Annotated in this window: 16 protein-coding genes; 6 read left to right on the top strand and 10 right to left on the bottom strand. The window is 58.5% G+C overall.

From position 1 onward, the window contains the following. Window positions 1-120 precede the first annotated feature (120 nt). The 10 genes from hisC to H8S56_RS18695 all read right to left on the bottom strand — a co-directional run bounded on the left by hisC (window position 121) and on the right by H8S56_RS18695 (window position 8,115). A complete protein-coding gene (gene hisC, locus H8S56_RS18650; protein ID WP_187519455.1) occupies window positions 121-1,173 on the bottom strand; it encodes a histidinol-phosphate transaminase in 1,053 nt (350 codons plus the stop codon). Next, the gene (hisD, locus tag H8S56_RS18655; protein WP_187519456.1) at window positions 1,173-2,519 is read right to left on the bottom strand and encodes a histidinol dehydrogenase; all 1,347 of its coding nucleotides are present in this window, start codon (window positions 2,517-2,519) and stop codon (window positions 1,173-1,175) included. Before hisD ends, hisC begins: the two co-directional genes overlap by 1 nt. Window positions 2,520-2,643: 124 nt before the next feature. Beyond that, window positions 2,644-3,279, bottom strand: coding sequence for an ATP phosphoribosyltransferase (gene hisG, locus H8S56_RS18660; RefSeq protein ID WP_004881537.1), 636 nt, complete (start codon window positions 3,277-3,279; stop codon window positions 2,644-2,646). Window positions 3,280-3,434: 155 nt separating this feature from the next. Then, a complete protein-coding gene (gene murA / locus H8S56_RS18665) occupies window positions 3,435-4,700 on the bottom strand; it encodes a UDP-N-acetylglucosamine 1-carboxyvinyltransferase (protein WP_024687462.1) in 1,266 nt (421 codons plus the stop codon). 22 nt (window positions 4,701-4,722) lie between these two features. Next, window positions 4,723-4,962: a BolA family protein gene (locus tag H8S56_RS18670; protein WP_024687463.1), complete on the bottom strand. Its 240-nt coding sequence runs from the start codon at window positions 4,960-4,962 to the stop codon at window positions 4,723-4,725. Window positions 4,963-5,075: 113 nt separating this feature from the next. After that, window positions 5,076-5,381 carry an STAS domain-containing protein gene (locus H8S56_RS18675; protein WP_024687464.1) on the bottom strand — a complete coding sequence of 102 codons (306 nt, stop codon included), beginning with the start codon at window positions 5,379-5,381 and terminating at the stop codon, window positions 5,076-5,078. Further along, a complete protein-coding gene (locus H8S56_RS18680) occupies window positions 5,378-6,031 on the bottom strand; it encodes an MlaC/ttg2D family ABC transporter substrate-binding protein (RefSeq protein WP_024687465.1) in 654 nt (217 codons plus the stop codon). Before H8S56_RS18680 ends, H8S56_RS18675 begins: the two co-directional genes overlap by 4 nt. Before the next feature lie 10 nt (window positions 6,032-6,041). Beyond that, window positions 6,042-6,509, bottom strand: a complete 468-nt coding sequence (gene mlaD, locus H8S56_RS18685; protein WP_024687466.1) for an outer membrane lipid asymmetry maintenance protein MlaD — start codon at window positions 6,507-6,509, stop codon at window positions 6,042-6,044. Next, window positions 6,509-7,306 (bottom strand): lipid asymmetry maintenance ABC transporter permease subunit MlaE, encoded by a 798-nt coding sequence (gene mlaE / locus H8S56_RS18690; RefSeq protein WP_024687467.1) that lies wholly within the window; start codon window positions 7,304-7,306, stop codon window positions 6,509-6,511. The genes mlaD and mlaE overlap by 1 nt, the downstream gene beginning before the upstream one ends. Continuing rightward, entirely contained in the window at window positions 7,306-8,115 is an 810-nt protein-coding gene (locus H8S56_RS18695) for an ATP-binding cassette domain-containing protein (protein ID WP_024687468.1), read from the bottom strand. The genes mlaE and H8S56_RS18695 overlap by 1 nt, the downstream gene beginning before the upstream one ends. 305 nt (window positions 8,116-8,420) lie before the next feature. On the opposite strand from H8S56_RS18695, the gene H8S56_RS18700 reads away from it, so the two are divergent. The 6 genes from H8S56_RS18700 (at window position 8,421) to H8S56_RS18725 (ending at window position 13,451) form a co-directional block, all read left to right on the top strand. Next, window positions 8,421-9,395, top strand: coding sequence for a KpsF/GutQ family sugar-phosphate isomerase (locus H8S56_RS18700; RefSeq protein WP_187519457.1), 975 nt, complete (start codon window positions 8,421-8,423; stop codon window positions 9,393-9,395). Next, complete coding sequence (locus H8S56_RS18705) at window positions 9,395-9,934, top strand: KdsC family phosphatase (RefSeq protein ID WP_024687470.1); 540 nt, start codon at window positions 9,395-9,397, stop codon at window positions 9,932-9,934. The genes H8S56_RS18700 and H8S56_RS18705 overlap by 1 nt, the downstream gene beginning before the upstream one ends. 9 nt (window positions 9,935-9,943) lie before the next feature. Beyond that, window positions 9,944-10,516, top strand: coding sequence for an LPS export ABC transporter periplasmic protein LptC (lptC, locus tag H8S56_RS18710; RefSeq protein ID WP_024694604.1), 573 nt, complete (start codon window positions 9,944-9,946; stop codon window positions 10,514-10,516). Then, window positions 10,503-11,051 (top strand): lipopolysaccharide transport periplasmic protein LptA, encoded by a 549-nt coding sequence (lptA, locus tag H8S56_RS18715; RefSeq protein ID WP_024687472.1) that lies wholly within the window; start codon window positions 10,503-10,505, stop codon window positions 11,049-11,051. The genes lptC and lptA overlap by 14 nt, the downstream gene beginning before the upstream one ends. Then, on the top strand, window positions 11,052-11,777 hold the full coding sequence (lptB, locus tag H8S56_RS18720) for an LPS export ABC transporter ATP-binding protein (RefSeq protein WP_024687473.1): 726 nt from the start codon (window positions 11,052-11,054) through the stop codon (window positions 11,775-11,777). It begins immediately after the preceding gene. A 180-nt stretch (window positions 11,778-11,957) separates the two neighbouring features. Continuing rightward, window positions 11,958-13,451, top strand: coding sequence for an RNA polymerase factor sigma-54 (locus H8S56_RS18725; protein WP_024687474.1), 1,494 nt, complete (start codon window positions 11,958-11,960; stop codon window positions 13,449-13,451). Window positions 13,452-13,500 lie beyond the last annotated feature (49 nt).

Here is a 13,500-nt window from a genome sequence, read left to right on the forward strand (position 1 = left end):
CCTGCTGGATGTAGTGGCCTCTTCGCGAGCAAGCTCGCACACAGACTGTGCTACCTGCGCAAGGTAGGCGCTCGGCACGTCACCGGCGTTTTGCCAGTGACGCGCTGAGTCACTCTTGCCTCAGATATCGCTCAACCCTTCCAGCAACGCCTGATGCTGCTCCGGCGTACCAATGCTGATGCGCAGGAATTGCGCGATGCGTTGCTGCGTGAAGTGACGCACGATCACGCCCTGCTCACGCAGCTTCGCCGCCAGTGCGGCCGCATCGTGCTGCGGGTGGCGGGCGAAGATGAAGTTGGCAGCTGAAGGCAGAACCTCGAAGCCCTTGGCCTGCAATTGCTCGACCAGCGCTTCACGGCTTTCAATGACCTTGTTGCGCGTCACCTCGAAGTGCTCACGATCCTCGAACGCTGCCGCACCGCCCACATTGGCCATGCGGTCCAGCGGATAGGAGTTGAAGCTGTTCTTGACCCGCTCCAGCGCTTCGATCAGGTCCGGATGGCCGACCGCAAGCCCGACGCGCAGGCCTGCCAGCGAACGTGATTTGGACAGGGTCTGCGTCACCAGCAGGTTCGGATAGCGATTGACCAGCGCAATCGCAGTCTCGCCGCCAAAGTCGATATAGGCCTCATCCACGACCACCACCGAATCGGGGCTGGACTTGACGATCTGCTCGACGGCATCCAGGGCCAACAGGCAGCCAGTCGGCGCGTTGGGGTTGGGAAAGATGATCCCGGCGTTCGGCCTTGCGTAATCCTCGACCCGGATCTGGAACTGCTCATCCAGCGCGACAGTCTCGTACTCGATGCCATACAGGCCGCAGTACACCGGATAGAAGCTGTAGCTGATGTCCGGGAATAGCAACGGCGCATCGTGCTTGAACAACCCGTAAAAGATATGCGCCAGCACTTCGTCGGAACCGTTGCCCAGGAAAACCTGGTTCGGCTCGACACGGTAGTAAGTGGCAACGGCCTGCTTGAGCAGATCGCTATTGGGGTCAGGGTACAGACGCAGGTCGTCAGAGAGCGCACCACGCATGGCCTCAAGCGCCTTGGGCGATGGGCCGTAAGGGTTTTCGTTGGTGTTGAGCTTGACCAGCTTGCTCAGTTTTGGCTGCTCACCCGGCACGTAAGGCACCAGATCGCGGACAAACGGACTCCAGAATTTACTCATTATTTGCCTTCCTCTGTGCCGCCGGCTTTCCAGCTCGGGTCGGTAATTCGATATTCGGCGCTGCGGGCATGGCCACTCAGCGACTCGCCACGGGCCAGCACGGAGGCTGTCTTGCCCAATTCAGACGCACCTTCGGGCGAGCAATAGATGATCGACGAGCGCTTCTGGAAATCGTAAACACCCAGCGGCGACGAAAAGCGCGCCGTACCGGAAGTTGGCAATACGTGGTTGGGACCGGCGCAATAATCGCCCAGCGCCTCGGACGTGTGACGCCCCATGAAGATGGCACCGGCATGGCGAATATGCGGCAACCACGCTTCCGGATCGGCCACCGACAATTCCAGGTGTTCAGGCGCAATCCGGTTGGCAACTTCAATGGCTTGAGCCATGTCCGCTACCTTGATCAACGCACCACGACCATTGATGGACGTCTCGACAATCGCCGCACGCTCCATCGTTGGCAGCAGGCGCGTAATGCTGGCGGCCACCTTGTCGAGGAACCCGGCGTCCGGACTGACCAGAATCGCCTGCGCGTCTTCGTCATGCTCGGCCTGGGAGAACAGGTCCATGGCGATCCAGTCAGGATCGGTCTGGCCGTCACACACCACCAGAATCTCGGAAGGACCGGCGATCATGTCGATGCCGACCTGGCCGAATACATGGCGCTTGGCCGTGGCGACATAAATGTTGCCAGGCCCGACGACCTTGTCGACCTTGGGCACGCTTTCGGTGCCGTAGGCCAGCGCAGCCACAGCCTGCGCGCCACCGATGGTGAACACACGATCGACACCGGCGATGCAGGCCGCAGCCAGCACCAACTCGTTGATCTCGCCACGCGGCGTCGGCACCACCATGACTACTTCGGTCACACCTGCCACTTTGGCAGGGATGGCGTTCATCAACACCGACGACGGATAGGACGCCTTGCCACCCGGCACATACAAACCAGCACGATCCACTGGGGTGACTTTCTGGCCCAGCACAGTGCCATCGGCTTCGGTGTAGCTCCACGAATCCTGCTTCTGTTTCTCGTGATAGCTGCGCACGCGCTCGGCGGCTTTCTCAAGCGCCTGACGCTGGACCGGCGTGATACGGGTCAGGGCCAGTTCCAGACGCTCGCGGGGCAGAATCAAATCGGCCATCGACGCAACCTGCAGGCCATCAAAGCGCTGGGTGAACTCCACCAAGGCCGCATCGCCACGCTCACGCACGGCCTTGATGATGTCGAGCACGCGCTGATTGACCGAGTCGTCAGACACACTTTCCCAGCTCAGCAGATGATCCAGATGTCGGGCGAAATCCGGGTCGGCAGCATTGAGTCGGCGAATTGCAGTGGACGTGGTCATGGCGAGGGCCTCAATAATTGGCGGATGCTCAGGAGCCTAAAGCTACCAAGCTATCCGCGCAGGCACCTGAGAAATTTGGCTATGACACGGATAGCTGGACGCAACTCAACGTTGCGTGATCGGATCAGCCGCGGTGTCGCGACTCCACTGCCTTGCGCAGGGTGTCAATGAGCGCCTGAATGCGCGCGTGCTGCATTTTCATGGAAGCCTTGTTCACCACCAGACGCGAGCTGATGGTGGCGATCAGTTCCTGTGGCTCAAGACCGTTGGCACGCAGCGTGTTGCCGGTATCGACCACGTCGATGATCTTGTCAGCCAGACCGATCAGCGGTGCCAGCTCCATCGAGCCATACAGCTTGATGATGTCGACTTGGCGGCCTTGCTCGGCGTAATAGCGCTTGGCGACATTGACGAACTTGGTCGCCACGCGCAGACGGCCCTTGGGCTCGACCGCACCAATGGCACCGGCAGTCATCAGCTTGCACTTGGCAATCTGCAGATCCAGCGGCTCATACAGGCCCTGGCCGGTGTATTCCATCAGCACATCCTTGCCCGCAACACCCAGGTCGGCAGCGCCATGCTCGACGTACGTCGGTACATCGGTCGCGCGCACGATCAGCAGACGCACGTCTGGCTGGGTCGTAGGAATGATGAGCTTGCGGCTCTTGTCCGGATTCTCGGTCGGCACGATGCCCGCTTCAGCGAGAAGCGGCAGGGTGTCATCAAGAATGCGGCCCTTGGACAGTGCGATGGTCAACATGGGAAACGTAAGTCCTTATCAGGAAACTTTTGGCATGACGCAAACGGCGCATGACAACCCTCAGGCAACGGATGCCGGAGGTGGAACGAATCAGAAAATCACACCGGCTATCGAACAGCAACCCTGACGCCGAAAAGCGCCAGGGTCGCAAACGACTAGCCCGGAACGCGACGGATCTTGGCGCCCAGCATCTGCAGCTTCTCTTCGATGCACTCGTAACCACGGTCGATGTGGTAAATGCGGTCGATCAGCGTGTCGCCTTCAGCCACCAGGGCTGAAATCACCAGACTGGCCGAAGCACGCAGGTCGGTCGCCATGACTGGCGCGCCCTTGAGGCTTGGCATGCCGGTCACGATGGCCGTGTTGCCTTCCACCTGGATATGCGCGCCCATGCGGTGCATCTCATAAACGTGCATGAAGCGGTTTTCGAAGATGGTCTCGATCACAGCACCCGTGCCTTCGGCAATGGCGTTGAGCGAAATGAACTGTGCCTGCATGTCGGTCGGGAACGCCGGGTAAGGCGCGGTCCGCACGTTGACGGCCTTGGGACGCTTGCCGTGCATGTTCAGCTCGATCCAGTCATTACCGGTCGTGATTTCAGCACCGGCTTCCTGAAGCTTAAGCAGGACAGCTTCCAGAATGGTCGGATCGGTGTCCTTGACCTTCACGCGGCCGCCGGTCACGGCAGCGGCAACCAGATAGGTGCCGGTTTCGATACGGTCGGGCATGACCTTGTAAGTCGCAGGCCCCAGACGCTTCACGCCATCGATGGTGATGGTGTCGGTGCCCGCGCCCTGGATGTTTGCACCCATGGCTATCAGGAAGTTGGCCAGATCGACCACTTCAGGCTCACGCGCGGCGTTCTGCAGAACGCTGCGGCCGTTGGCCAGGCTGGCGGCCATCATGATGTTCTCGGTACCAGTCACGCTCACGGTATCGAAAAAGAAGTTGGCGCCACGCAGGCCGCCTTCCGGCGCCTTGGCCTTGATGTAGCCGCCTTCCACGTCGATGATCGCACCCATGGCTTCAAGGCCACGAATGTGCAGGTCGACCGGACGCGAACCGATGGCGCAGCCGCCGGGCAGCGCGACTTCGGCTTCACCGAAACGAGCCACCATCGGGCCGAGCACCAGGATCGACGCACGCATGGTCTTGACCAGCTCATACGGCGCGATCAGTGTCTTGATCGTGCGAGGGTCGATTTCCACGCTGAGCTTTTCGTCGATCACAGGCTCGATGCCCATGCGACCGAACAGCTCGATCATGGTGGTGATGTCGTGCAGGTGCGGCAGGTTCTGAACGGTAACCGGCCCATCGGCCAGCAGGGTTGCTGCAAGGATCGGCAAGGCAGCGTTCTTTGCCCCGGAGATGCGGATTTCGCCATCAAGACGAACACCACCGGTAATAATCAATTTATCCATTAGAATCTCGACACCAATTGGCTCAGGTGCGCTCGGCCCAGGCAGCGCGGCTGAAAAATTTCATAGTCACCGCGTGGATGCTGCCATCGGCAATCCAAGGGTTCAGATGGGCATAGATCTGTTGCTGACGCTTGACGGGGCTCAGGCTGGCCAGCTCGTCACTGATGACGTTCAGCTGAAAGTTGCAGCCTTCGCCTTCAACTTCCACTTTGATTTCGGGCAGCTTTCCTTCAAGGAAGCCTTTAACTTCTACGGCCTGCATGCTTAACCTCGATCGGCGCTGAACGCGCGCGGGTCGGCCATGATACAAAAAAGCCCATGCTATGCGAACCCCGGTGATGGGGCGGCGGACAGAGGGCTTTTCCGATCTACCGGTTAATGGATGTCCAGAAGCTCGTTCAGGCCTGAAACCTGAGCGATTTTACGCATGTCTTCGGGCAAAGACTGCACTTTGATCGTTTTGCCGGCTTCACTTGCATCGCGCATAAAAGCCAGCAGCAGGGCCAGGCCCACGCTGCTGGACTTCTCGACGCCCGAGCAATCCAGCGTCAGGCTGTTCAAGTCGCCGGACCTGATCAGGGCTGCGCCCTGCTTGCGCAGTTGCGGCCCTGTACGGTAATCCAGCACGCCGACCAGTTTCAGTTCACCAGGCCCGACCAGGCGGACAGCCGTCTCGGTCATTGCGCGGTCTTCTGCGCAGCTTCGTCGGTGGTTTCCTTGGCCTTCGCCACTTCGCCCGCCCAGCCATCGATGGTTTTGTCCAGATCGTTGCCGTTACGCTGCATGGCGTCGGAGAACTGATCACGGAACAGCTTGCCGATGTTGATACCGTTGATGATGACGTTACGCACCTTCCACTCACCGCTGATTTTTTCCAGGGTGTAGGAAACCGGGTAAACAGCGCCATTGTTGCCTTTGACCTGCATGTCGACGCTGGTGCGATCAGCCCCCTCATCCTTGGCAGGCGCGACGGTAATGCCCTGGTTGTTGTATTCCAGCAAGGCATTGCCATAGAACTGCATCAGGCTGCGCTTGAAGTTTTCCTGAAAGCGCTGCATTTGTGCAGGGGTCGCCTTGCGCGAATACTTGACGGTCATGATGCTGCGAGAAATGCCGTCAGCGTCCACAACCGGACCGACGATGCGGTTCAAGGCATCGTAAAAGGCCCCCGGATTGGTTTTGTACTGTTCCTTGTTGGCGGCCAGGTCGCTCAACAACTCCTTGGTGGTGCGATCTACCAGGTCATGAGCTGAAGGCGACGTCGCAGCGTTGGCCAGCATCGGCAGGGTAGCCAGTAATACCAGCAGGCCACGGCGCAGAATAGAGATCATTTAAAGCTCCTTACTTGGCGTCTTTACTTACGGTATTGAGCAGGAATTTCCCGATCAGATCTTCGAGCACAAGCGACGACTGCGTGTCATGGATGGTTGCCCCGTCCTTGAGCAGCGCTTCATCGCCGCCGACGCTCAACCCAATGTATTTTTCACCCAGCAGGCCAGCCGTCAGGATCGACGCAGTGGAGTCCGCGGGAAGGTTGTCGACCTTCTTCTGGATCTCCAGCGTGACACGACCGGTAAAGGAATCACGATCCAGATCGATCGCGGTAACCTTGCCGATCGTCACGCCAGCCATGCTTACCTTGGCTCTGACAGTCAAACCGGCAATATTGTCGAAGTAGGCGTAAAGTTTATAACTGTCGTTGGTCGCACTGGTGCTCAGACCACTGACTCGCAGGGCCAGCAAGAGCAAAGCCAGTATCCCGGCCAGCAGGAACAGGCCGACACCGGTTTCGATGGCGCGGTTTTGCATCAGAAATCTCCAAACATCAAGGCGGTCAAAATAAAGTCCAGGCCCAACACTGCCAGCGAGGCATAAACCACGGTTTTGGTCGTGGCGCGACTGATGCCCTCGGAAGTGGGCTCACAGTCATACCCCTGAAAAACGGCAATCCATGTCACCACAAAGGCAAATACGACGCTTTTGATGACCCCGTTAAGCACATCATTCGTGAAGGAAACGCTGTTCTGCATGTTCGACCAGAAAGAACCTTCATAGACTCCCAACCAGTCGATCGCGACCCAGGATCCACCCCAGATACCGACCACGCTGAAGATCATTGCCAGAATCGGCAACGAGATAAACCCCGCCCAAAGGCGCGGTGCAACGATGTATTTGAGCGGATCGACGCCGATCATTTCCAGACTGGACAGCTGTTCGGTCGATTTCATGTTGCCGATCTCGGCCGTCAGCGCTGAACCGGCGCGCCCCGCGAACAGCAGCGCGGCAACGACCGGCCCCAGTTCACGCAGCAAGGTCAGCGCAACCATCTGGCCCACCGCCTGCTCCGAACCGTACTGGCTCAGAATGCTGAAGCCCTGAAGCGCAAGCACCATGCCGATGAACATACCCGACACAACAATGATGACCAGCGACATCACGCCGACCGAGTACAACTGCCTGACCAGCAGCTGAAAGCTGCTGCCGGTTCCGCCACGCCCCAACAGGGCATGACCGAGAAAGATCCCTGAACGCCCCAGAACGGTAACGATATCTATGGCCGAACGCCCAAGCAGGCGGACACGGTCCATCAATGACTTCTTGCGCATCAGCGCTTCCCCAAAAGATCTTCGCGAAAATCCGGAGCCGGATAGTGAAACGGCACAGGGCCATCCGGTTCGCCGGTCATGAATTGACGAATGCGCGGGTTATCCGAAGACAACAGCTCCTGCGGCGTCCCCTGCCCGAGTACCTGGCCGTCACCCACGACGTACAGATAATCGGCGATGCTCGCCGTCTCGCTCAGATCATGTGACACCACAATACTGGTAATGCCCAATGCATCGTTTAGCAGCCGGATCAGACGCACCAGCACGCCCATCGCAATCGGGTCCTGACCGACGAAGGGCTCGTCGTACATCAGAATCTGCGGATCCATGGCGATTGCACGCGCCAGCGCAACGCGTCGCTTCATGCCACCGGACAGCTCGTCGGGCATCAGTTCGACGGCCCCGCGCAGCCCCACTGCCTGCAATTTCAGCAACACGATGTCACGAATCATTTCTTCGGGCAGATCGGTATGCACGCGCAACGGAAAGGCGACGTTTTCGAACACATCCAGATCGGTGAACAGCGCGCCGCTCTGAAAGAGCACGCCCATGTGCTTGCGGGCATCGAACAGATCGCTGCGCGAAAGCTCGGGCAGGTTCTGACCGTTGACCCATACCTGGCCTTCGCTGGGGCGCAGCTGCGCGCCCATCAAACGCAGCAGAGTGGTCTTGCCGCTGCCCGATGGCCCCATGATCCCGGTGACTTTGCCCCGAGGAATACGAATATCGACATTATTGAAAATGCTGCGCGCACCGCGTTTGAAAGAAACCCCTTTCAACTCGACGGCGTAGGCGTCATCAGGACTCATCTAAACTCCTTGCGATACAGCCTCCCTCCTCAGCCGCCGAGTCCCGAAGGAAGACAGGCTGTCCAGGCGGGCCGAACAGGGCGCGAACTATACCATCCTCGTTACGGCCACCCAAGAAGAGAACCAGTAGGTTCAGTTATTCACCGATATTTTTTAAGCCTATGACGCGATAGCCAACTGCCCGAGTACAGACCTGCCAACCCGTAGGAAATTCGTTTAAAAACATCACAACGACGATCAGACGTGAGGGAATCGTACATTACCGCTATAATCGCCGGCTTTCAGCAGGCCGACCCTTTCAAGATATGAACCAATCCAGTGACCTGATCCAATCCGCGCAACGCACCATCCGCCTCGAGATAGAAGCCATTGAAGGCTTGCTGGGACGTCTTGATGCCGATTTCGTGCGCGCGTGCGACATGATCCTGGCCAGCAAAGGGCGCGTCGTCGTAGTCGGCATGGGTAAATCCGGCCACGTAGGCAACAAGATTGCCGCGACACTGGCGAGCACCGGCACCACCTCATTTTTTGTACACCCGGCCGAAGCCAGCCATGGCGACATGGGCATGATCACTCGCGATGACATCATTTTGGCCCTGTCCAACTCGGGCACGACCAACGAGATCGTCACCCTGCTGCCGTTGATCAAGCGTCTGGGCATCAAGATGATCAGCCTGACCGGCAACCCGGACTCGACGCTGGCCAAGGCGGCTGACGTCAACCTCAACGTCCAGGTCGCTCACGAAGCCTGCCCGCTCAACCTTGCGCCTACCTCCTCGACCACCGCCACACTGGTGATGGGCGATGCGCTGGCAGTCGCGCTGCTCGAAGCACGTGGATTCACGGCTGAAGACTTCGCCTTTTCCCACCCTGGCGGTGCACTGGGTCGACGCCTGCTGCTGAAGGTCGAGCACGTCATGCATTCCGGCGATGCACTGCCTACCGTTCAACGCGGCACGCTGTTGCGCGATGCGCTGCTGGAAATGACCCGCAAGGGCCTGGGCATGACTGCGATACTTGAAACGGACGGCACGCTGGCCGGGATCTTCACGGACGGCGACTTGCGCCGCACCCTGGACCGCCCGATCGATATTCGCCAGACCACCATCGACGAAGTCATGACGCTTCACGGCAAGACGGCCCATGCGGACATGCTCGCCGCCGAAGCCCTGAAAATAATGGAAGACTTCAAGATCAGCGCCCTGATCGTGGTTGATCCACAAGACCGCCCGGTCGGCGCGTTCAATTTGCAGGACCTACTGCGCGCGGGAGTGATGTGATGCAGACCCAGACAGCTCACAGCGAACTGATGCAACGCGGCAAGGCCATTAAACTGGCGGTCTTCGACGTCGATGGCGTGCTGACCGACGGGCGACTCTACTTCCTTGAAGACGGTAGCGAATTCAAGACATTCAACACGCTCGACGGCCAAGGCATCAAAATGCTGATAGCCTCCGGTGTAACGACGGCTATCATCAGCGGTCGAAAGACACCCGTAGTCGAGCGCCGGGCCAAAAACCTGGGCATCGAGCACCTGTATCAGGGGCGTGAAGACAAGCTGGTGGTCCTTGACCAACTGCTGAGCGAATTGAAATTGAGTTACGAACAGGTCGCCTATCTGGGTGACGATCTGCCAGACTTGCCAGTCATCCGACGCGTCGGCCTGGGCATGGCGGTTGCCAACGCGGCCGGGTTCGTTCGCCAGCACGCGCACGGGGTTACACAGGCGCGCGGCGGCGAAGGTGCGGCACGCGAATTCTGCGAACTGATTCTGAGTGCGCAAGGCAACCTTGAAGCGGCTCACTCCGCCTATTTATAGAAGCCATTTATGTTCAGTAAAAAAATTCGAAAGTACCTGCTTTTCGGAGTACTGGCGCTGTTGCTCGCCGCTGTCGGCTACTGGAACGTAAGCCCGGAAAGTTTCATGGACCAGCCTGTGGCTGCTGCCGACGAAAACGCGATTGATTACTACGCAATCAACGCGCACAGCGTCCAGTACCTGCCCGATGGCAAGCTCCAGTACGACATGACTGCCGACAAGGTCGAGCACGTGAAGGCCACTGACGTGACCCTGCTGACCACGCCTGACCTGCAGATGTACCGCGGCACCCTCTTCCCCTGGCATGTACAGAGCAAGCAGGGCGAGGTATCGCCCGGCGGCGACCAGGTCGAACTCATCGATTCCGTTCGCGTTGCGCGAACCGACGAAAAACAACGTACGACTATCATCACCAGTAGTCGCATGACGGTATTCCCACAGAAGCAATATGCGCAGACCGAGCAAGTCGTTAGAATCGACGGCGCGGGCGGTGTCACTACGGCCAAGGGAATGAAAGCGTATTTGAACGACGGCAGGATGGACCTGCTGTCCAACGTAAGAGGACAGTATGAGGCTCGTTAAAACTCTTCCTTTCTTGCTCGGCCTGGGCGCAGCACTGGGAAGCGCGAGCGCCTGGTCTCTGCCGACCGACCGCGATCAGCCGATCCACATCCAGTCCGACGATGCGCAGCTCGATGACAAGAAAGGCGTTGCCACCTACAAGGGCAATGTCATCATCACGCAAGGCTCGATGAAGATCACCGGCAACACCGTGACCATCACCCGTAATGCACAGGGCGAAGTTGACGTATTCACCTCCGTTGGCAACCTGGCGTACTACGAGCAGAAGCCTGCCGTGGACAAGCCGATCGTGCAGGCCTATGCCGTCACCATTCAGTACTACGCGGCGCAGGATCGTATCGTGCTGATCGACAAGGCCAAGGTCATCAATGACGGCAACACGTCCGAAGGCGAGAAGATCGTCTACGACACCGTCAAGCAGATCGTCAGCGCAGGCCGGGCCAATGGCGGTGCGAAAGTGACAGCCCCGCGCCCACGGATCGACATGGTCATCCAGCCGAAAAAGAAAACCGATCAACCGCAGAAGGCCCAGTAAATGGCGACGCTGAAAGCCCAGCATCTGGCTAAAAGCTACAAGAGCCGTCAGGTCGTACGCGATGTGAGCATTTCCATCGACAGCGGTCAGATCGTTGGCTTGCTGGGCCCTAACGGCGCCGGCAAGACCACCTGTTTCTACATGATCGTTGGCCTGGTTCAGGCTGATCAGGGCCGCGTGCTGATCGACGACCTGGACGTCAGCCACCAGCCCATGCACGGTCGCGCACGCGCCGGCATCGGCTATTTGCCGCAGGAAGCCTCGATCTTTCGCAAGCTTTCAGTGGCCGACAACATCATGGCCATCCTTGAGACCCGCAAGGAGCTCGATCAGGCGGGGCGTCGCAAGGAGCTGGAAAGTCTGCTGCAGGAATTCCATATCACGCACATCCGCGACAACCTGGGCATGAGCTTGTCGGGCGGCGAACGTCGTCGTGTGGAGATTGCGCGCGCGCTGGCCACAGCCCCCAAGTTTATCCTCCTGGACGAACCTTTCGCAGGCGTCGACCCTATTTCGGTAGGCGACATCAAGCAGATCATCCACCACCTCAAGGCCAAGGGTATCGGTGTACTGATCACCGACCACAACGTCCGTGAGACGCTGGATATTTGCGAGACAGCCTACATCGTCAACGACGGGCAATTGATCGCAGAAGGCGACTCGGAAACCATCCTGGCCAACCAGTTGGTGAAGGAAGTCTATCTGGGTCACGAATTCCGCCTGTAGTCACTGCATCCGGCCTGATCAGGCGACCAATGCCCAAGCGGCCTGTTGACAATGCATTATTTGTCGAGGTGCTCTAGGCAAACGACCCGCTTTCAGGCATATAATTTGCTTAAGTTGGCGTTTCGGCGCCTGTAGTGGATGGCGCGTGAGCGCCGGCGAATAAGGTGTTTAGCCCCTGCCATGAAACCATCGCTAGTCTTGAGAATGGGCCAGCAGCTGACGATGACACCGCAGCTGCAACAGGCAATCCGCTTACTTCAGTTATCCACTCTGGACCTCCAGCAGGAGATTCAGGAGGCGCTGGAATCTAACCCTATGCTGGAACGTCAGGAAGAAGGCGACGATTTCGACAATTCCGACCCTCTGGCTGACAACATCGAGCAAAAACCCAATCCCGACGTCCAGGAACCGACCTATCAGGAGTCTGCCCCCACCGTAGACAACCTTGAAGACGGTGAGTGGAGCGAACGCATTCCCAACGAGCTGCCTGTCGATACCGCCTGGGAAGATATCTACCAGACCAGCGCCAGCAGCCTGCCAAGCAACGACGATGATGAGTGGGACTTCACCACCCGCACCTCTGTCGGTGAAAGCCTGCAAAGCCACCTGCTGTGGCAGCTCAACGTGGCCCCGATGTCCGACAAGGATCGTCTGGTCGCCGTAACGCTGATCGACTGCATCAACAATCAAGGCTATCTGGACGAGACCCTCGAAGAGATTCTTGAATCCTTCGATCCCGAACTGGATATCGAGCTGGATGAAATCGAAGCGGTCCTGCATCGCATCCAGCAATTCGAACCCGCAGGCATAGGCGCGCGCAACCTGAGCGAATGCCTGCTGCTGCAATTGCGTCAATTGCCTGCCAAAACCCCGTGGCTTGCCGAAGCGCAGCGCCTGGTGACCGATTACATCGACCTGTTGGGCAGCCGCGATTACGGCCAGTTGATGCGCCGCATGAAGCTCAAGGAAGACGAGCTTCGTCAGGTCATCGAACTGGTTCAAAGCCTCAATCCACGTCCGGGCTCGCAGATCGAATCCACCGAAGCCGAATACGTAGTACCGGATGTCATCGTGCGCAAGGACAACGAACGCTGGCTGGTCGAACTGAACCAGGAGTCGGTTCCCCGTCTGCGCGTCAATCCGCAATACGCAGGATTCGTGCGTCGCGCCGACACCAGCGCCGACAACACCTTCATGCGCAATCAGCTGCAGGAAGCCCGCTGGTTCATCAAGAGCCTGCAGAGCCGCAACGAAACACTGATGAAGGTCGCCACACAGATCGTCGAGCACCAGCGTGGCTTCCTTGAATATGGTGATGAAGCCATGAAACCGCTGGTTCTGCACGACATTGCCGAGGCAGTGGGTATGCACGAATCGACGATTTCCCGGGTGACCACCCAGAAGTTCATGCATACGCCGCGCGGTATTTACGAGCTGAAATACTTCTTTTCCAGCCACGTCAGCACCTCTGAAGGCGGCGAATGCTCATCCACGGCTATTCGCGCAATCATCAAAAAACTGGTTGCTGCCGAAAATCAGAAAAAGCCGTTGAGTGATAGCAAGATCGCTGGTTTACTGGAGGCACAAGGCATTCAAGTAGCCCGCCGCACAGTCGCCAAGTACCGCGAATCCCTTGGGATTGCGCCCTCCAGCGAGCGCAAGCGACTGATGTGATGCAGGCCGAGCCACAGCGTTCCAGTGGCAGGCGCCATGCCTGCCTCTT

The sequence above is a fragment of the Pseudomonas triticifolii genome (assembly GCF_014358015.1).
In the GTDB taxonomy this organism is placed as follows: Bacteria; Pseudomonadota; Gammaproteobacteria; order Pseudomonadales; family Pseudomonadaceae; genus Aquipseudomonas; species Aquipseudomonas triticifolii.